The organism is Proteinivorax tanatarense (genome assembly GCF_040267685.1).
In the GTDB taxonomy this organism is placed as follows: domain Bacteria; phylum Bacillota; class Proteinivoracia; order Proteinivoracales; family Proteinivoracaceae; genus Proteinivorax; species Proteinivorax tanatarense.
Genome location: NZ_CP158367.1, coordinates 1,648,962 through 1,669,012, shown reverse-complemented (window position 1 = coordinate 1,669,012; position 20,051 = coordinate 1,648,962). Strand labels below are relative to the sequence as shown.

The 20,051-nt window shown below is 33.0% G+C and carries 12 protein-coding genes; 10 read left to right on the top strand and 2 right to left on the bottom strand.

Translation table 11 applies throughout. The features are described from left to right. The first annotated feature begins 317 nt into the window (after positions 1 to 317). The 4 genes from murJ (at position 318) to PRVXT_RS08250 (ending at position 7,318) form a co-directional block, all read left to right on the top strand. A complete protein-coding gene (gene murJ, locus PRVXT_RS08265) occupies positions 318 to 1,886 on the top strand; it encodes a murein biosynthesis integral membrane protein MurJ (protein ID WP_350342410.1) in 1,569 nt (522 codons plus the stop codon). Positions 1,887 to 1,900: 14 nt separating this feature from the next. Then, positions 1,901 to 3,091, top strand: a complete 1,191-nt coding sequence (locus PRVXT_RS08260) for a hypothetical protein (protein ID WP_350342409.1) — start codon at positions 1,901 to 1,903, stop codon at positions 3,089 to 3,091. Positions 3,092 to 3,115: 24 nt separating this feature from the next. Then, positions 3,116 to 6,199 (top strand): WecB/TagA/CpsF family glycosyltransferase, encoded by a 3,084-nt coding sequence (locus PRVXT_RS08255; protein WP_350342408.1) that lies wholly within the window; start codon positions 3,116 to 3,118, stop codon positions 6,197 to 6,199. A gap of 198 nt (positions 6,200 to 6,397) precedes the next feature. Beyond that, positions 6,398 to 7,318 carry a GNAT family N-acetyltransferase gene (locus PRVXT_RS08250; RefSeq protein WP_350342407.1) on the top strand — a complete coding sequence of 307 codons (921 nt, stop codon included), beginning with the start codon at positions 6,398 to 6,400 and terminating at the stop codon, positions 7,316 to 7,318. 714 nt (positions 7,319 to 8,032) lie between these two features. Here the strand turns inward: PRVXT_RS08250 and PRVXT_RS08245 are convergent. Continuing rightward, positions 8,033 to 8,302 carry a hypothetical protein gene (locus tag PRVXT_RS08245; protein WP_434064289.1) on the bottom strand — a complete coding sequence of 90 codons (270 nt, stop codon included), beginning with the start codon at positions 8,300 to 8,302 and terminating at the stop codon, positions 8,033 to 8,035. A gap of 71 nt (positions 8,303 to 8,373) precedes the next feature. Continuing rightward, entirely contained in the window at positions 8,374 to 9,435 is a 1,062-nt protein-coding gene (locus tag PRVXT_RS08240; RefSeq protein ID WP_350342406.1) for a transposase, read from the bottom strand. A gap of 166 nt (positions 9,436 to 9,601) precedes the next feature. On the opposite strand from PRVXT_RS08240, the gene PRVXT_RS08235 reads away from it, so the two are divergent. The 6 genes from PRVXT_RS08235 (at position 9,602) to PRVXT_RS08210 (ending at position 20,014) form a co-directional block, all read left to right on the top strand. Beyond that, complete coding sequence (locus PRVXT_RS08235; RefSeq protein ID WP_350342405.1) at positions 9,602 to 11,617, top strand: cell wall-binding repeat-containing protein; 2,016 nt, start codon at positions 9,602 to 9,604, stop codon at positions 11,615 to 11,617. Between the two features lie 728 nt (positions 11,618 to 12,345). After that, on the top strand, positions 12,346 to 13,122 hold the full coding sequence (locus tag PRVXT_RS08230) for an ABC transporter permease (protein ID WP_350342404.1): 777 nt from the start codon (positions 12,346 to 12,348) through the stop codon (positions 13,120 to 13,122). 14 nt (positions 13,123 to 13,136) lie between these two features. Beyond that, entirely contained in the window at positions 13,137 to 14,618 is a 1,482-nt protein-coding gene (locus PRVXT_RS08225) for an ABC transporter ATP-binding protein (protein WP_350342403.1), read from the top strand. A 33-nt stretch (positions 14,619 to 14,651) separates the two neighbouring features. Beyond that, entirely contained in the window at positions 14,652 to 15,431 is a 780-nt protein-coding gene (locus PRVXT_RS08220) for an NTP transferase domain-containing protein (RefSeq protein ID WP_350342402.1), read from the top strand. Positions 15,432 to 15,479: 48 nt separating this feature from the next. Then, on the top strand, positions 15,480 to 17,141 hold the full coding sequence (locus tag PRVXT_RS08215) for a sugar-transfer associated ATP-grasp domain-containing protein (RefSeq protein WP_350342401.1): 1,662 nt from the start codon (positions 15,480 to 15,482) through the stop codon (positions 17,139 to 17,141). 62 nt (positions 17,142 to 17,203) lie between these two features. Beyond that, positions 17,204 to 20,014 (top strand): ATP-grasp domain-containing protein, encoded by a 2,811-nt coding sequence (locus PRVXT_RS08210; RefSeq protein ID WP_350342400.1) that lies wholly within the window; start codon positions 17,204 to 17,206, stop codon positions 20,012 to 20,014. The last annotated feature ends 37 nt before the right edge of the window (positions 20,015 to 20,051 follow it).

Sequence of the window (20,051 nt, the reverse complement as noted above, 5' to 3'; positions counted from 1 at the left end):
AAAGTTGTTAACTTTTACCCTTCTACTTATGAACTTTTTATGAGTATAAAAAAACTGATTCAATATTTACCTGTCTTAGTTCTCTTTTAAATTTTTATATTGCAATTGACTAATTCTCTAAAAAGCTGTTGACTGGTATGTGAAAGTATAAAAACAATAATGTAGGAACTATAGCATAATTCAACTCCAATATATATAACAAGGTATTAGAAAATATAATAACAAGAATAGTAATAATAAAAAAGCCTGTTCAAAGATGGCCTCTCTAGTTAACAATTTGAGAAATGTTTTAAAAAAGCTTAGTTTGGAGTTTAAATATGAAAATAAATAACTTTCTTAAAAAACAAAGGATGAGACGAGGAACCCCAAAAATAAACAAACTTTCTTTTTCAAGTGTTTTGATAATTATCGGAATGCTGTTAAACAAAACTGTAGGGTTTATTAGGGAAATGAGCATTGCTGATGCTTACGGTGCCTCAGCCACAGCAGATATTTACTTGTTAGCATATATGCTTCCATTTGTTATATTTTCGATATTAACAAGCGCTATTAAATCCACATTTATTCCTGTTTTTACTGATGTCAAGAATAAATATGGAGAAGCTGCAGCGCTAAATTTAGCCAATTCCTTTATTAATGCTATGGGGTTAATCGGAATTTTAATAGCTTTATCAGGAGTTCTACTTGCTGATTATTATGTGCCAATATTTGCCTACGGGTATGAAGGACAAAGCTTAGAAACAGCTATATTATTAACAAGGATTATGTTTCCTATGGTTTTGATATTAACCGTGTCTAGTGCAATAAGCGCTATATTGCAAGTTTATAGTAAATTTTTTATTCAAACTATTGTTTGGACACCCCATAATATAATAATTATTCTTTACAATGTAATTCTAAGCAGGCATTATGGAATAGAAGGCTTAGCTGTAGCTACTATAGTAGCCGCCTTTACACAGATAGCTTTCCAGCTTCCAGCAGCTATAAAAGTTGGGTTTAAATATAAAGTAGCTTGCAACTTTAAAGATAAGTATTTGAAAAAAATGATTAAATTGATGATACCTATTTTTATTGGATCCGGGATTGTACAGATAAATATTTTGGTAGACAAGACATTAGCAAGCAATCTTGTACAAGGTAGTATAGCATCGCTAAACTTTGCTAATCGTGTTTACACTTTGCCAATAGCCATATTTGTAGTTTCTATAGGTACAGCTGCTTACCCTGAACTGTCTAGAGTTGCACGAAAAAGTAAGCGTGAGCTATCAGAGTTAACAATTAAATTACTTCGAGTTCTTACCGTCATCCTTCTCCCTATAGCCACGCTTATGCTGGTATTAAGATATGAAATAATACAAATTTTATTTGAAAGAGGAGAATTTGATAGTAGAGCTACTGCTCTTACAGCAACTGCATTATTTTATTACTCCTTTGGTATGATCGGTATTGCTTTTAGAGATATACTGGGACGTTCATTTTATGCACTGCAAGACACTAAAAGCCCTATGATAAATGGTACAATCACTGTTATCATGAATATCATTTTAAATTTTGTTCTTATACAATACTTGGATCATGGGGGATTAGCTTTAGCGACTTCCATAGCGCACATAACGACAGCTTTACTATTACTCTATACACTAAACAAGAAGATTAATTTAAATTTATATCATTTTATGATATTTTTTATTAAAATTATTTTTGTTTCAGTTATTCTAGGCGTCCTAGCATTTGCCATGAAAAATTTATTGAGCGAGTTCAATGTGCTTTTTATTACATCATTTAGTTCTGCTATATCATTACTGCTATATGTAATATTGCTAAAAAAGCTAAAAATAGAAGAATTTGACTATTTAGCTAGTCAAATTAAAGAGATTATAAAATAGAGGGAGTGTTACATATGGCGATAAAAGTTAGTAAATGGAAAAACGGGGCTCAAAGTCCAGTTCTATTTATGATTGATGACCTAGCAAACCTTTGGCATGATAAAAACAAAAACGGCAAATGTGACATAGGCGAAGACTGGGGGCATATGGGTATATCTCAAAATTCTATGTGGAACTTTTTAAACCAAAATATATTATCGAAATGGCCCAACATAAAAACTACATTCTTTTTAGTTGTAGGAAAAAGAGCTAGCATTTTATCCCATAAACGCTATACTTATTGTGAAGATATTCTGGGCAGTGAAGATTTTTTAGAGTTTATAAATAATTTAAATTCGAGAAATGACGTAGAGCTAGCATATCATGGTCTAACCCATGGCATTGGTGGAAGTGATGCTAAAAACTTCGTTCAAGAATGGGAAACATTTAAAAATGTGGATGAGGCTATAAAAACAACAGAATTGGGAAAAGAAATCTTTTTTAAAGCTCTTGGAGAGTATCCTAAAGGAGGTAAATATCCAGGGTATGCTTATAACTCATTTTCTGATGAATCTATAGCCAAAACCGGATTTAAGTGGTGGTGCCGTCATCTGGATTTTTTGAAAGAGGACGATAGTAATCTAAAAGACTACTCCTATGATTTAGAGAAGTTTCAGGGAGTCATAGATATACCAACGACAATTGACGGTGCTTTTTACTCTCTTAAAGTAAAGCAATATCTACTAACAAGAAAGTATGTTAAGTCAACACTACTAGCGCTCTTAAAAAAAAGAACATTAGAAGGTTTAATAAAAAAACGCTTAGCCAATCAACAAATAATCAGTATTCAAGAACACACCTCACCGGTGAGAACAGATGATAGAATTCAATACCCTAACATTGTAACGGACATTAATAATTTGGAGCATATTTTTAGTTTTTTAAAATTAAAAGATGTATGGTATGCTACAGGATCTGAAATTGCTGAGTATAATGAAAAAACTGAATCTGTTGATATAAGGCGCATTAACAATCATCAATTTAGACTTAAACTTACGTCTCGGAAATTTATAGGCCAAGCTATTTCTTTAGAACTAGAAAATGGAAAAACAGAAGAAGATGTAAGAATAGTAATTAGAGGAAAAGAGTATCCAGCTATAAAAAAAAGTACAAAGCTAGTGTTTAATGTTCCTATAACTGATCAAATTTACTCTATAAAAACTTAAGTTAATAGAAAGGGAAATAGTTAAATGGACACAAAAAAAATAACTAAGTTAACAAAAAAAATTATTAGTAGCCCTTGGATTAATATCCAGCTCAATCATGTCATTTATAGGCTTTTATTTGTTTATCTTATTATTGATTCTATCAATGGCATATTGATACGAAATTACCCAAATATTATTAGTATATCCCAAATTTATAAGTCAGTTCTTTTAGCTATTATGATTGCCAGCTTATATTTTTATGGGGAAAAAAAAATAAAATATATTGGAATTAGTTTTATTTTTTTACTTATAGGAAACTATTACCTACACGGTGAGATCAGTGCTTCTTATGTCATTCAACTTTCAAAATTTTATTTTATACCAATATCGTTTCTATATTTTAAAAAAGCACTTGAAAACACTCCCTCTTATATTACTAAATATCTTAGATGTATTAAATTTAACTATTTTATACTATTATTAAACCTTACTATAGGTATCACTGGTATTTCTGGTTATAGCCAGTATGTGAACTCTATTGGAACTAGGGGATTCTTTTATGCTGGAAACGAAGTATCTCTTCTTTTTGTAGTATTTTCTACATTTTTATTATACCAAACATGGAAGGCTAACAAGCTTTTTTTTTCAGTGTCATATATAATAGTTTTATTCTTTGCTATTTACCTTTCCACAAAGGTAGCCCTAATTTCAACTTTATTTATATTAATTATATTTCCATTAATTGAAAAGGATTTTATTAAAAAAATGAAACCAGAAAGAGCTATAGGATTTATACTTTTTTTTATAGCCAATATTTTTATAGCTTATTATCTTTTAGGCAATGTAGGCATATTTAATAGATGGACTTACTCATATGCATTTCACGATGGTAGCATTATGGCAACACTTTTATCGGGGAGAAACAATATGCTAGTTGCTAACATGTCTTTAATTCAGGAGGGTAGTGTTTTAAATCTACTATTTGGATATACACACGATTTTATAACTGTAGAAATGGATTTTTTTGATGTATTTCTAAACTATGGTGTTGCGGGATTAGCACTAGTAATCATTTTTTGGTTGCAAGTTTATAAGATTATAATTAAGAACAATAATAGACTTCTTTTATTTATTACTACTTTGATAATAGGGATAGCATTTGCCGCAGGTCATACACTAGGTTCAGGAATGGCTGGGCTTTGGATAGGAATGATTGCAAGCTTTGCTGTACTTCCGAATAAAGAAGAGAAAACAATAAAAAATAGCATATTCTTAATATCCAATATGTATCCTAGTTCTGAAAGTCCTTCTTACGGTATATTTGTAAAAAATTTCGAAGAGCAGATGCTTAAAAATGGCCTTATAATCACTCATAAAGCTTTAATAACTCAAAAAAAAGCTAGCAAGTATAAAAAGATACTCCTGTATCTAAAATTTTATTATGAAATAATCAATAAAGGTTTATCATCTTCTTACGAAACTATGTATGTTCATTACGTGAGCCACTCTGCTATACCTGTACTTATACTTAAAGGACTCTTAACACCTAATAAAAACTTAGTACTAAATTTCCATGGGGGAGATGTGTTCACAAAAACAAGACTTAGCCAGATACTGAATAAAGTTGCAAAGAAAGTAGTTCAAAGAGCAGATTTGGTAGTAGTACCTTCTAAGTTTTTTGAGCATATAGTATCAGAAAAGTATGGCATACACAAAGATAAGATTTTTATCTCCCCATCTTCTGGAATAGACACTAAGCTATTTAAAAAAGAAAAACAAAACTTAAGACAAGAATTAAACATTTCTAAAACCTCGCAAATAATGGGGTATGTCTCACGAATTGATGCAGGAAAAGGATGGGAGATATACTTACAAAGCATAAAGAAGTTAATAGAACACCAAACTCACTTGGATATAACTGGATTAGTCATAGGGGAAGGGAGCCAAAAAAAAGATTTTCAGAAAAAAATAAAAAAAATGGGTTTGGAAAATAACATACTGTATCTAGGTGAAAAGCCACAGCATAAATTACCTAAGTACTATAGCGCTATGGATGTATTTGTTTTTCCAACCTATTTGAACGAAAGTTTAGGATTAGTTGGTATAGAATCCATGGCTTGTGAAACTCCTGTAGTTGGCTCAGAAGTTGGAGGATTAACAAGCTACTTAAAAAACGGGAAAAATGGATTTATCTTCAAACCCCAAAGTTCAGAAGACCTTGCTGATAAGTTAATAAAGTTTTTCAACCTTTCTCATGCTGAAAAACAAAATATGCTTGAAAACTGCAAAGAAACTGTAAAACATTATGATAGCAATGTGGTAGGCCAAAAACTATCTCAAAAACTTAAAAATATTAACTACAACAAAAAGTCACGAGGTGTTACTTTGGAAAACAGAATAAATTTATTAGGTTATAGCGTAGATGCATTAACCATGGAAGAAACAATAAACAAAATAGAGCAAAACATAAAGCACAAAAGTCAAACCCAGCATGTAGTTGTAAATGCTAGTAAAACAGTACTATGTCAAAAGGATAAAGAGTTAAATAAAATATTAAACGAGTGTAAAGTAGTAAATGCCGATGGTCAGAGTATAGTTTGGGCTGCAAAGCTGTTAGGCAAACCTCTCCCAGAGCGTGTAGCAGGAATAGACCTGTTTTTAAACTTAGTCGAGCTTTCTGAAACAAAAGGCTACAACATTTATCTATTAGGTGCTACAGAAGAAACAGTTAAAAAAGTTAACAGTGTTCTAAAGCAAAAATACCCAGATTTGAATATAGTAGGATATAGAAATGGATACTTTAGTAAGTCAGAAGAACAAGATATCTTAGAAGATATAAGTTCAAAGGCCGTTGACATGCTTTTTGTAGCTTTTGGATCTCCTAAACAGGAAAAATGGGCATACAGAAATTTGAGTAAAACAAATGCATTGTTTTGTATGGGAGTGGGAGGCAGCTTTGATGTTTTAGCGGGAATTAATAAAAGAGCGCCTATATTTATGCAAAAAGCTGGATTAGAATGGTTCCATAGATTTTTGCAAGAGCCAAGGAGAATGTGGAAACGGTGTTTTATTGACAATTCTAAATTTGTCTTTCTTCTATTAAAAGAGTTTGTAAGCAAAAAATAGGCAAGTATTAAATGGAGTAGGAGGTGCATCAAACTGAATTATGAAATAATTAATAGTTACAAAGGGTTAGAGGGTTTAAAAGAAGAATGGGAATGCCTGGAAAAACAGGATGCAGATCTTCATTACTATAATACCTACGAATTTTTAAGATTATGGTGGGATACTTACAAAAAAGATAAAAGTCAAAGTCTATTTGTATTGGTAATAATACACAATAACCAAATAGTTGGCATAGCTCCTTTTGTAGAAAAACAAAACAAAAAAGGTCTACTTAAATGGACATCATTAGAGTTTATGGGGATGGGTGACTACAGGAATGTTATCATTAATAGACAGGAGGGCAACGAACAATCAATTATAAAAAAGATATTTACAGTAATTTCAAATATGCAAAACAAGTGGGACTTAATTAATCTAACGCATATAAAACATGATTCAACGTTAGCAAACTACCTACTAAAAACTCAGTACAACAAACACTTTAAGTATATGAAGGAGTGCCCTCAAATAAAATTGTCACAGCACAAAAAGTTTGAAGAGTTTCAAAGAAAATATCCTGTTGCTAAAAGAACCAGAAAAAGGCTAAATAAGTTACAAAGGGAGACGCAATATAACTTTAAGGTAGAGAAAGGAATAACAGAAGCTACTTTAGATGAATTTATGGCATTGTATACAAAAGAGAACAACCATCTAGTTAAAGACAAAAACAGAAGAAACAGAAAAAATATTTATGCAAATAAATTTATGGTGGAGTTTTTGAGAAACATATTAAAAAACAATGAAAAAGTTCGAGCGTTTACAATACGGGATTCGACAGGTAAACTTTTAAGTTACAAATTAGCATATCAATATAACAATATTCTGCACTCATGGAATGGGGCATATGATCCAAACTACCTAAAATATAGTATTGGGAAGATAACTTATTATGAGATGTTATCACACTTTTTCACAGATAGTGGTAAAGAAGTTGCAACCTTAGATTTAGGAGCTGGGAGATACCCATGGAAATTTGAATGGACAAGCTACTTTATATTTAATTATAAATTACAAGTACCCTTAAATAAAAAAGGGACAATAGTTCAAAAGTTATACCAGATTCACCATTGTATCAATTAACTTTAGTATTTCTATAAGCTAGGATTGTACTTAAAATTCTAATTAGACTGATATATTATCCAGGTAAGAGTGCGAATCTCGGATTCAGTTGCTTAGAGATTTTGGATTATAAATAACTTTGTGTAATTGAGATTTCTATTGTTTTAGATAACCTAAATTTTTATCATTTAAAATTGTTGCTACTTGGGGGAATAAGGCGATACTTAAATCAATCTTAGTAGCTGATTTTTTTATCTTTCAGAGAATAAAGCGTTAACTTCTTGTCGAATGTCTAGTTTTTCTAATCAGAAGTATACATGTATTACAAACATTTATTGAAACTTTAAAGGGCAAGCTCAATAAAAGGAATAATTCAAATTAAATGATAAATTAAGTACTATACTAAATTATATATATACAAAGAGAAATGCCAAGACACTGTTACTTTGGCATTTCTCTTTGTTTTGTGCCCTAACTGAGAATAGAGTGGAACTTGAAGATAAATGTTAGGAGTGCTTAGTGAAACTTATGCTTAATATATGACAGAGTTCGGTTAGTCCCTCCTCCTGCTTGATTGAAAATAAAATAAAAATATGAAGGATTTTGAAATATTTTGTAGTATATGTAATAGGTGAACTTAGGTAATTGCAAAATGCGTTAATTAAAAAAGAATAGAGCAACCGAAAATATGTAAAAATGTATTTTTAAGAAGAATCAGGTGCGAAAATAAGCAGTCTATGCTACAAGGTTTTTAATTGACATAGGTGCTGATGTGTTGTTCGCTCTATGCAGAACAGTTAACGCAGTAAGCTGCGTAATAGCCGCTAGTAATATATCAGCTTTTAAAGTCTTGGTATTATTAAGCTTAGAGGATCTAAGAGACATAGAGTGTTTAAGCTGGGCAATAGCTCTTTCACATATTGTTCTAACCTTATATAAGTTACTCCATTTCTCAGAGTCTCTGGGGATAGCACAATTAAGTCTATAGTTTTTGTGTATAGGCACATAAGTTACACGACCATAAGAGGAAGAAGTACAAGGGTTTTGACAATCTAAAGTGCTTTTTTGCTTACCATTTACTCTTTTTTTTTAGATTTAGGACACTTAAATTTAACCCTATCAGCCCTTCCTTTTTCTCTGGCAACACCATCATAAGTCATTTTTAATGAACTATCGTGAGGGCATGTAGGGGTGCCATCATCTGTAAAGCCTGAAGATGGCAAGTCAGATTTACGCCTTTGGTTTAAAGGAATAATTGGGATCATATTCTTATCGCAATAAAGATAGCGATAATTATCGTAAGAGTCAAAACCAGCATCTCCAAGAAAGTACTTGTACTTTAAAAGAGGGTGCTTTTTGAAAAAGTTTTCTAAAACGGGAATAAGAGTTTTAGAATCATACTCATCTTTTAATTCAGGAGAAATGGTTTCTAAGTCTAAATCATAAAAATCTATATGTCTAACAATGCCAAGCCCGTTAGTAACAACGTTTGTTTTAAGATAATAGCCAAAGTGTCCGTTTAAATGAGATAGCTTAAACTCGTTATTAGCAGACGCCATTTTAGGCATCTTACTTGCGGCAAGAGAATGAGGGTTAACAGAGTTTTCAATTTTAGCATACTTTTTTGCACTGGTTAGAAGCGTTTCATAAAACTTAGGGTTATTTTCTTTAACAAAGGCCTCAAACCCCGTGGTATCAGAGATTAAGATGTCAGCTAGATCATCATTGATATCATGACATAAAGCCTCAGTATCATCCACTAAATTATGAAACATCTGCTCAATGTGTGGTAGAAAATTCTGTTTAAAACGAGTGAATTGAGCTGGATCAGGCAACTTATCGTCAAACCCACAAAAATCTCTTAACTCTTTGGAAAGAGCTAGAATGTTTAGAAGAGTTTTAGTGTGGGGTAATGAGAGAATCTTTTGCAAAATTAAAGCAGATATCATAGACGACAAAGAATAGTCTCTATTTCTACCTAACGATGAATAGTAAGCATCATAAAACGAAGCCGGGATGATTTCATCCACTTCTAAGAAATCGCTAAATAGCTCAATTAAGGTAGGTTGCTTAGATTTTAACAGCTCATCAAATTCTTGGTTAAAGTTAGCAAAAGAAATTTGTTTGTATTTTTTCATTGGATATTCCTCCTTTCATGTAATCAAATGCGTATTTTGATTACTATATAAATTCGATAAAAAGTGGGGGATTCCTTTGAGATTATTAATATAAAAGCTTTTATATCAGGCATTGTGAAGTTTTGCAATCGCCTATAGGTGAACTTATTGGGAGGGAGATTTTATTATGAAAAAATTATTTAGTATTGTTTTAACTCTAGTTTTATTTGTCAGTTTAAGTGGGGTTGTGCAAGGTAGTGAGGCTAATAAAAATCAAGAGCTAACCGTCGAAAAAGATTATATGAAAATGGAATCCTCAGTTATTATTGAAGGATCAATAGATGATCTTAAGATACAAACAAAAGAGCAGCCTATATCAGTTTTTGAGGGGCCTTCCGGTATTGAAATTAGGAGCTTTACCGATGAATATGAGTCTCAGAAGGAGCTTAAAATGGTTTACCAGGAGCTTATGAATAACACTATTTCAAAAGAGTTATCCTACCTATCTCATGTAAACATATATGGTGACTTTCCTGCGGGGAGAGGAGTAGCAGGTCATTATTTTCTTGCATGGACATCTACACCTAATGGGTTAGCTATGGCTGATAATAGGTATATTAGCCTTTATGGAGCTGAAGATTTTTCTTTTGAGCAAATGGCTGGAACCTTATCACACGAATACGGGCATCATTTTAGTTATTTTTATGAGTTTGAAAATGGTTTAAATTCTATTGATGAAGCTTTTGTGGATACTAAATATGGACAAATTAGAAACTTAGAACAATATAGCAAGATTAACAATGGTGAGTGGCATTGGGCGCCTCAGGAAATAGCAGCAGAAGATTATAGAGTCTTACTAGGTAGTCCTCTAGGACGAAAAGAGCCTCATAGGAATTACTTTATTGAATATCCCCCAAATGTAACAGGATTGCAAGAGTATTGGGTTGATGTATCTGGTTATGAAAACGAAGTAGTTAATTTTCCAACACAGCCTAAAATTACTTTATCCAAAGTTAAAGATCATTTTAACTGGACGTTTCTAACTTTTGATTCAACCAAATCGTGGGATGATGAGACTTTTGATTTGGAATATTCACTTTATTGGGCAGAATCTGGCTCAACAGTAATGTCGCGAACTTATGAAACTGACTCTAACAAAAGAAGGTTTAAAGTTAATAAAATTAACTTTAATACAAACTCAAAATATGATTTTTGGGTGTATTCAAAAAACGAAGAGGGAGTTAAGAATAGGTCCGAAAAGCTAACGATAGATTTTAATGAGTTAGATCAATACATATCATATCTATCTAGATACTCTGGGAGAAATCGGATTGAAACTGCAATATCAGTTTCACAAGAAGGTTGGCAAGATGGTTCGAAAGTAGCTTTTTTAGCTAACGGTTCTGAGTTTGCTGATGCTCTGTCAGGAACAACATTAGCACATAGCTATGATGCCCCAATTTTATTAACTCACAAAAACCATTTAAGTCGTTTTGTAGGAGATGAATTAAAGAGATTAGGAGTGGATACTGTCTATATACTAGGTGGTGTTAACGCTGTTGGGAAAGAAGTTGAGACAGAACTTGAAAAACTAGGTTTTAATATAGAGCGTATTGCTGGAGTTGACAGGTATCATACAGCTGCAAAGATAGGTGAAAATTTGGGGGGACAAAAAGATACTGTGGTTTTAGCTACAGGATTAGACTTCCCTGATGCACTAGCAGTGGCTCCTTTTGCAGCACAGCTTTCTTATCCTGTGTTATTTAGCAGAAATTCAGGTTCGCTACCAGATTTTACTAGAGAAGCTATTGAAGACTGGAGAGTGGAGAATGTAATTATTGTGGGAGGAGAAAGTGTCGTGCCTAAAGAAGTCGAGGCTGAACTTGAAGGCATGGGTATAAATGTGAGTAGGCTAGCTGGTAATAACAGGTATCAAACATCAATAGAAATTGTTGATTATTTTACTGATGGAGATTTTACCGATGCTTATGTAGCCACTGGAGAAAACTTTGCTGATGCTTTAACAGGTGCTGGACTTGCAGCAAAAAGAGAAGCTCCTGTTCTGATGATTAATGACAGCATTATCCCAGCATATGTTGAACAATATATCCAAGAGGTGTCAGGAGGTAGAGGATATATATTAGGGGGAGAAGCAGTTATTGACAAGGAGGCCAAATTAAGGCTACAGAAATTATTAAAATAAACTTAAAGTTATTAATGTATTGGATATCAATTTCTGATAGCAATTTTGGCGTTTATAGGTGCTCTGCAGTAACCCTATTACAATAATTTTTTTAGGATATTTTTAGTGAAAAAATTAAATAAAATATTAAAAAACAGGGGTAAATCAACTAGCCCCTGTTTTTTAATATTTTTCAATCTTACTAGCTATGCCAATCTTGGTTATCTTTTTATGCAAAAATTTATGGTTTAAAACTTTACTTTGAACCATTTACATATGTATTGTTGTGTTTCACTTTAATATACCACTGTACACTTAAAACATAGGGCTTTTTGCAAAGGGTGTTTAAGTATAGAACCAACACACAGATTCATAATCAATTTTTGTACTGAACTACGCTTCCTTGCCATAATATGAGGGTTAGATAGGGTAGATGTATCTTAGCTTTTACTTTATCAAAAATTTATTAACTAAAAATTGCTTTATATTTATAGTTGTAGTATTTAATATTATCTTTCCTAGAGCCAGCATAGACAGATTTAATTAAATTTAATTTACTAGTTTTATTTTTATGATATAATATAAAGATGGGGGAGAGATGGGCAATACATTAAGGAGACATCTCTGCCATTTGGTAGAGATTTTTGTATTTTATAAGTAGACGAACTAGGTATAACAATATAGATGATTTTTAAGTATCATAGTTAAATAAACTCCAATTAACAGTCTTGAGAGGTGTACTAAATTAAATGAAAAAATATATAGAAGCAATATGTAAAAGAAAAGATTTACTCTACTATCTTATTATTTCTGGATTAAAGTCAAAACATAGAAATACATTTTTGGGATATTTTTGGTGGCTTTTAGATCCTCTTTTAAGCGTATTTGTTTATTACTTTTTAGTAGTAATTGTTTTAGAAAGAGGTGGACCGGACTACCCAGCTTTTTTAGTAATAGGATTAGTGGTTTTTCGCTGGTTTAAGTCTACGGTTAGCGGTTCAGCTAAATCTATTTCATCAAAATCGGGTATTATAACTCAGGTTTATCTGCCCAAAGCTATATTGCCAATAGGCGAGAGTATAACTCAGTTAATAAACTTTCTATTTGGACTAGTTGTTATAGCAGTTTTTCTACTTTTTTACGGTATTATTCCAGGCACAGAAGTTGTCTGGCTACCATTTATTGTGCTAGTTCAGTTGTTATTTCATATTGCAATATCTTTATTTATGGGTTATGTTTGTGTTTTTATACGAGATATAGAAAACATCATAACTCACCTTATGCGCATAATGAGATATGCTTCTCCTGTAATTTGGGAAGTAGGAAGGTTACCTGCTGAGTACCAATGGATAAGCGATGTAAATCCTTTTTCCCATTTGTTAAATGCCTATAGGAATGTTTTGATGTATGGGCAACTGCCTAATTTTTCGCAGCTTATTGCTTTAGCATTGGGTTCTATTGCTGTTATAGTTTTTATGCTTTATTTTTATAATAAGAATGAGCACAAGATTATTAAGGTCCTTTAACTGAGGTGTGATAAATGAAACAAGATATTGTTATAGAAGCAAAAAATATAGGAGTAAAATATGATTCTAGACTCAAAAGAGAAGATATCAGAACTCTAAGTTATGATCTTTTAACCGGTGACAAATCAAATAAAGATTTTTGGGCGTTAAAAGATATCAGTTTTAATGGATATAAAGGTGAAGTTTTAGGGATAATTGGTTCAAATGGTGCAGGTAAATCAACCCTTTGTAAAACTATTGCGGAAATTCTAAAACCTGATAAGGGTACTATAAAAGTAGATGGCAAGGTGTCTGCCCTATTATCTATGGGTGCTGGATTTAATAGACAGCTTTCAGGTAAAGACAATATATACCTTAATGGAATGATGATGGGGATGGCAAGGTCAGAAGTAAAAGAATTCTATCAAGAAATTCTTGAGTTTTCTGGGCTAGGTGATTTTATACATCAACCTATTAAAAATTATTCTAGTGGAATGAGAGCGCGGTTAGGGTTTAGCATTGCGGCAATGCTTAACCCTGAGACATTAGTTTTGGATGAGGCTCTTAACACTGGCGACCTAGAGTTTGCCAAACGGGCTTCAAAAAAAATTAAAGATCTTGTTTCACGAGCAAAAATGGTGATCATTGTAAGCCATAACATTAAGTTTATTAAAAAAAACTGCACCAGAGCAATTTGGATTGATAGTGGTGTAATTGCTGCTGAAGGTCATCCAGAAGAAGTGGCGAAAAAGTATCGGGAGTCTGTTCCCAAAAGAAAAAAGAAGAAAAAAGTTGTAGAATTAAAAGAAACTCAAAGTGCTGTGAAGGAAAACAAAGTTGTAGTTGCTAAAAATTTGAGCATTAAATTTAAAATAGGAAAAAAGGATTTTTGGTCGTTAAAAGATGTTAGCTTTAAAGTAAGAGAAGGAGATATACTTGGTGTTATAGGTCATAATGGTGCAGGGAAAACCACATTATGCCGAACTATAAGTGGTATTTATCGCCCCGATGAAGGAAGTCTTTATACAGAAGGAGCCACCACAGCTCTTTTAAGTATAGGAGCAGGTTTTAACAGACATCTAACAGGAATGGATAATATTATCTTAAGCGGGATGATGATGGGAATATCAAAGGAAGAAATTTTTCAACTAAGAGATGAAATTATTGAGTTTGCCAATTTGGAAAAACACATAAATAAGCCTGTAAAACATTATTCCAGTGGCATGAGATCTAGGCTAGGTTTTAGTATCGCAGCTGCTGTTCAGCCGGAACTTTTTATAATTGATGAAGCTTTAAGCGCCGGGGATATGGAATTTAGAGCAAAAGCTAGCGAAAGAATTCAAGAGATGATTACTGACGCAAAAGCTGTTATTGTCGTTACTCATAACATGAAGTTTGTAGAAAAAATATGTACAAGGGCTATTTGGATAAATAAAGGTAATCTTATGTTTGACGGAAGTCCTAAAGAAGCTGTTGAGAGATATACAGCGCATGTAAACCAAGGCAAAAAAAGCTAAACCAATGATTAGGAACTAACAGGAGGGTTCTTTATGGGTAAAATCAAGGGACAAAACAAGAAAAATCTAGATCTAATAGTGTTAATGGCTGGTGAAGGACGAAGGATGCGACCACTTACTATCGATCGTCCTAAGAGTCTGCTTCGATGCGACGATGGAATAAGTATTTTTGGTCATATAGTTAAAGCCTTTAGTACCCTCAACGTTAGATTGCATGTTATACCAGTTATAGGTCACGGGGCAGATAAGGTCCATGAAGAAGTAAAAAAACTAAACCTAGAAAACAATTGTATTTACAATCCATTTTACAATACTGCCGGTCCTCTTATTTCATTGTGGCTAGGCTTGCTACAATCAAAAAGTGAAAATGTTGTTGTTGTAAATGGCGATACTATAGTAGATGAGTCTTTAACAAAACAGCTAGGTCTATGGTTTGATGAAAAACAAACAATAGAAAATTTAGTTGCAGGTTTATGTACTAGTAAAACTAATGAGTTGGAAAATGATGATATGAAAGTACTGTTAGATAACCAACACAATTTTATAGAAGTTGGAAAACATATACATCATAACGATACTAGTGTTAAATCAGCGGGTGTTTTTTGTGTTAAAGGTGCCGATAGCAAGAAAGTGCTGCTAAAGAAGATGGATCGTCTGCTTATGGATAACAAGACTACGCTGAAGAAATATCATTGGCATAATATTTTAAATGTGATTAAGTCAGATTTCCAGGTTGATTTAATTGAAGTAAAATTAAATAGTTGGAGCGAAATGGACACTCCATCAGAACTAGAAATAATTAACGCTCAATAGTATAAGAACTTCAAACAACTGCACAAAGAGAAAGAAGGTGCCTTAGTTATGGGAAAAAAACGCACAAAGAATAAAAGACCTAATATGTTACCGAACTTGCTTGTCTTTTCCTTGCTAAGACGGCCTAAAAATGCTGCAGACATTATTCATCGCACCTACGCAGTATGCTATTGGCAGCACTGCAGAACGTTAAAAAGTCGACTTAAGGTAGTAATATATTTTTTACTTTCGCCTTTATTTATTTTAAAAGACATTAACAAATGGTCAAAGAAAGTAGATATAAAAACCTTAAAAAGTGAAAAAACAGCGGTAAGACAATATATGGAGCAATTTTATCTCTCTTTCTTCTATTCGATTAATGCCGAGAATTATTATCTACAAGAGTTTTACGCAAAAGAGGGACTACAGAAGGCTAGATATTTTGTAAATAAAGGGGCCATAAAAAATGGAACCTATAAAATATTGACTAAATATGGACAATATATAAATAATCAATATGAAGTGGTTTCGCTGGGAAAAAAAGTGGAGTTTTCTAATTTTTGCATCAACAATAAAGTTCCTGTTGTGCCTATAATTCAGGAGATCCTATCTGATGGGACTATAATCGCACATCATAGTAAGTATATAAATAAAGAATTGCCGGAAGAAAGTTTGTTCTGCAAGCCTAATATAGACAACGAGGGGCAGGGAGCAGAGATCTGGAACTGGGTAAATGGGCGCTACCAAAATCCACAAGGGGATACTTTATCGAAAAATCAGCTGAAAGCTTATTTAAAAAACTTAGCCCAAAACCATAAGAGCGGATCAATATTAGTTCAGCCACTCATTTTACCTCACCCTAAGTTGGCGGTGTTTAGAAAAAATGCTACTCCAACAATCAGGGTGCTTTCTTATGTAGATGAAGCTGGGCATATTGAGCTAGACCAGGCCATGCTTAGATTTTCTATTGATACCAATTCAGTTGTTGATAATGCTAGTGCAGGGGGGATGGTAGCCCCTATAAACATGAACACTGGAACGTTAGGCCCAGCTATTCATTCGGACGTATCTGTTTCTAATACAAGGATGGATAAGTTAAGTGACGATTTAGAAATAAGAGGTGTGAAGATTCCTTATTGGGCAGAGGCCCTTTCTCTAGTAAAAGATGTTCATAAGAACTTCCCATATAGATTAGTAGTTGGTTGGGATATTGTAATAACAGATAAAGGACCTGTTCTTTTAGAGGGTAACAATCAAGCAGGAATTTGCTTTATTCAAAGAGCACATGGGAAAACCATAGGCCAGACAAAAACAGGACAAGCTATGGCAAACCATGCTGACAAAGCTTTACAAGTGTTATACAATGGTGTTATTGGTGAGGGACAATTTGGCCAAGGTAAGATTGATTTATATGAAGGTTCTACTTTTAAAAAAGCATTAAGTTGGTTTATTTTAAAAAATGAAAAGACAATAGAGTTAACGGTTAGTGGTCAAGTACAAAATGTAGGTTACAGAAACTGGCTGCAGACAAAGGCAAAATCTCTAAAGGTAAGTGGATGGGTACAGAATAATCATGATAGAACTGTAACAGCTGTTTTAAAAGGCAGAGCTTTAGATATAGAATGGCTTGTTAGAGAGTGTTATATAGGCCCTAAAAAAGCAAAAGTTAAATCAATAACTGTTAAATGGGGAGAAAATTATAAAGATAATGGGTTTAGGATTATCAGATAAAGAACAGTGTTTGTAGTCAGTTTTATATCAATATTATTATTTGAATTTTTGGGGGTAGCAAAGTGAAATTAAAAAAAATAAAACCAAAAAAAATAGTGCAATTTCTGAAATTCCTTTATTATTGGATGCTTTGTACAACAATAGGAACTAAGGAGTTAGGGTTAAATCCATATAAAAAATCACCTGCAAAATATTGGATAACTAAAAGGGTTCCAGGTAATAAAAATTCAGCAGTTAAGCTTTCGATAAGAGGAAAAATTACCTGTGTAGGCTATAAAGGAAGATTAAGACGTAAGGCAAATTCAAACGGTGTTAAGGTTGCAATACGAAACAAAAATAAAGAAAATATAGAGGTAGTGCTTATTGGATGCGGAAAAGCAATAGAAAAAGTAGTTGAGCTTGCATGGAAAGGTACTAGTAGGTCTAGAGTTGAAAATATAATAGAAACCTGGTTTAACAAACCAATAAAATTAGAAGTAAATGAAAACATCAATGATCAAAATAACTGGTCTCAAGAAGTTGCTAATTTAAATGAAAAAGTTATTAAACATTTAGGGGATCTTGTAAAAAAAGCAAATGAGTATCCCGAGGGGAACTTTAGTGTTTCTGGTGAACTATATGAAGCTGCTAAAGAGAAGAATTTATTTATTACGCGTTTTGCTACGTGCAACTATATTGTTTCTCCTATTAAAGCGTTAGGTTTTCAAAGTACTTTGAACTCAAAAGTATCTACTACAGTTAGAGCAATTACAGATAATAAACATCTAACAAAAGAGTTTCTACACAATAATGGTTTGCCAGTACCTTTAGGTAGAATTTTTGAGAACTTAGATGATGCTAAGAAGTATCTCAACCAATGCACGTATCCGCTGGTAGTTAAACCTGTAGAAGGATCTTCAGGCTTCGGAATAACTGTAGATGTTCGTACTGAAGAAGAGCTTGAGGTTGCCTGGGACTATGCAAAAAATAGACATGAAAGTATTATTTTGGAAGAGCTTATTGAGGGAGTAGATATTAGAGTCATAGTTATTGGCGGCGTTGCTAAAGCTGCTCTTTTACGTGTCCCTGCAAACGTTATGGGGGATGGCAAAAAAACAGTAGCAGACTTGATTAATGAAAAAAATCAAGAGAGAACTAAAAATCCTCGCTTTAGCAGGACGCCAATTATAGCAAGTGATTACACCGAAAGCTTTCTATCAAAACAAGGACATTCTTTAACAACTATCCCCAAGAGTGGGGAACTAGTATTTTTACATCTTAAAGCTAATGTAGGAGCGGGCGCAGATGGCATCGTTATAACTGAGCAAATTCACCCTGATTTGATGCAACTTGCAGAAGAGGCGGCTAATTCCTTTGGAATAAATGACTATTGGGGAATTGATATATTGGCTCAAAGAATAGATTTGCCTCGTTCGAAGCAAAAATGTTGTATTTTAGAGGCAAACTCTAGAGCTTCTTTTGGTGGACCTCATTATCCTATCTATGGCAAGCCGACCAATATAGCCAAGCCATTATTAAACTATCTTTTTCCAGAAAAAACTGATGATAATTGCTATTTAGCCGTTGAAAAACTAGTTCGTCTACCTCTAAAGTTAGATTGTTCTTTTGAAGATTGGGCAAACAACATTGCTAATGAATTGTTAGTTAACCTAAAAGTAGACAACTCGCGTTCGCATACGGATGTAATTGTGTCTGGTCGCAAGCATCATATAGATTTCTTTTTAAACAAGCTATGGTGTTACAAAGGACCACAAGGTGAAGTAATAGATGAACAAAAAATTATTAATAAAGATGCGCAGCAAAGAGGAGAGTTATTAGACTCTAAAGCAGATTTAGAAACAAGAGGGTTTGATTATGTTGAGCATAAAGTTGATAGCTGGTTAGAAAATAGCGAGCTAGACTTAGATCAACACCTCTTTTTTAAAGAATTAACACGTCTAGGCTTTGAGGTTAACTTCTATTCTGGTAATTTGATTAAATTTAAAAAGGATGAATTAACAGGAGTTAGCTCCATGAGATTTAGTTCGATGTTTAGTGATGATGCGTGTAATAACAAGTTTCTTTTTAAAAAAATTATTACGAATCATTGTTTGCCAACACCTCGAGGAACAAAGTTTAAAGTTAACCAGAAAGAGAATATACTAAAATACTTTGATGCTTATGCCTCGTGTATCATCAGTAGTGTTAATATTACTGAACTAGAACCTAATAAAGTTAATTGTGTTAAAGAGTTAAAGAAATCATTAAAACAAGCTAAGTCTAAAGGAGTAAAGTATATATACCTTGAACAATTAACTAAAGGTTGGGATGTTAATATTATGGTAGCAGCAGGCGAGGCTATAGGTTCAATAATCAAAGAGCCAACTGCTATAATTGGCGATGGAGTTTCTACTGTGAGGGAACTGATAGAGCAAAAAAATGTATCTAGAGCTAAGAATCCAGTGTATGTGGACCAGGCTATTGAAATTGATACCTTGACAGATACTTTTACTATGCTAGGTATAAATTCAGGCGATGTTTTGGAAAGAGGTAAGAGAGTTGTTTTAGAAGATGACGTTAGCTATCAACTTGGTGGAGAAACAGTTAACATAGATAATTTGCTACACAAAGAATTTAAAGAACATGCAGTGGAAGCGGTCAAAGCTATACCCGGTTTGAAATATGGCGTTGTTAAAATGATAATTCCTGATCCAAAAAGGTCGGCTAAAGAACAAAAGTGGGCCATCTCGACAATTGACACCACCCCTTCAATATCGACATTCCATTTTCCGCTAAAAGGTTCATCGATAAACGTCATAGAAAAAGTAGTAGGAAGTTTATGTCTTGCAGAGTATGTAAGCACAAAAAAAAGTAAAAACTCACAAACAACTTAAAGCTAAAGGGTATGGTTTACCAAAACTTTACCCTTTT

Coding starts and splice junctions, on each gene's coding strand:
- PRVXT_RS08235 (WP_350342405.1), top strand. CDS start 9,602: ATGAAAAAATTATTTAGTATTGTTTTAACTCTAGTTTTATTTGTCAGT.
- PRVXT_RS08225 (WP_350342403.1), top strand. CDS start 13,137: ATGAAACAAGATATTGTTATAGAAGCAAAAAATATAGGAGTAAAATAT.
- PRVXT_RS08215 (WP_350342401.1), top strand. CDS start 15,480: ATGGGAAAAAAACGCACAAAGAATAAAAGACCTAATATGTTACCGAAC.
- PRVXT_RS08220 (WP_350342402.1), top strand. CDS start 14,652: ATGGGTAAAATCAAGGGACAAAACAAGAAAAATCTAGATCTAATAGTG.
- murJ (WP_350342410.1), top strand. CDS start 318: ATGAAAATAAATAACTTTCTTAAAAAACAAAGGATGAGACGAGGAACC.
- PRVXT_RS08230 (WP_350342404.1), top strand. CDS start 12,346: ATGAAAAAATATATAGAAGCAATATGTAAAAGAAAAGATTTACTCTAC.
- PRVXT_RS08255 (WP_350342408.1), top strand. CDS start 3,116: ATGGACACAAAAAAAATAACTAAGTTAACAAAAAAAATTATTAGTAGC.
- PRVXT_RS08240 (WP_350342406.1), bottom strand. CDS start 9,435: ATGAAAAAATACAAACAAATTTCTTTTGCTAACTTTAACCAAGAATTT.
- PRVXT_RS08260 (WP_350342409.1), top strand. CDS start 1,901: ATGGCGATAAAAGTTAGTAAATGGAAAAACGGGGCTCAAAGTCCAGTT.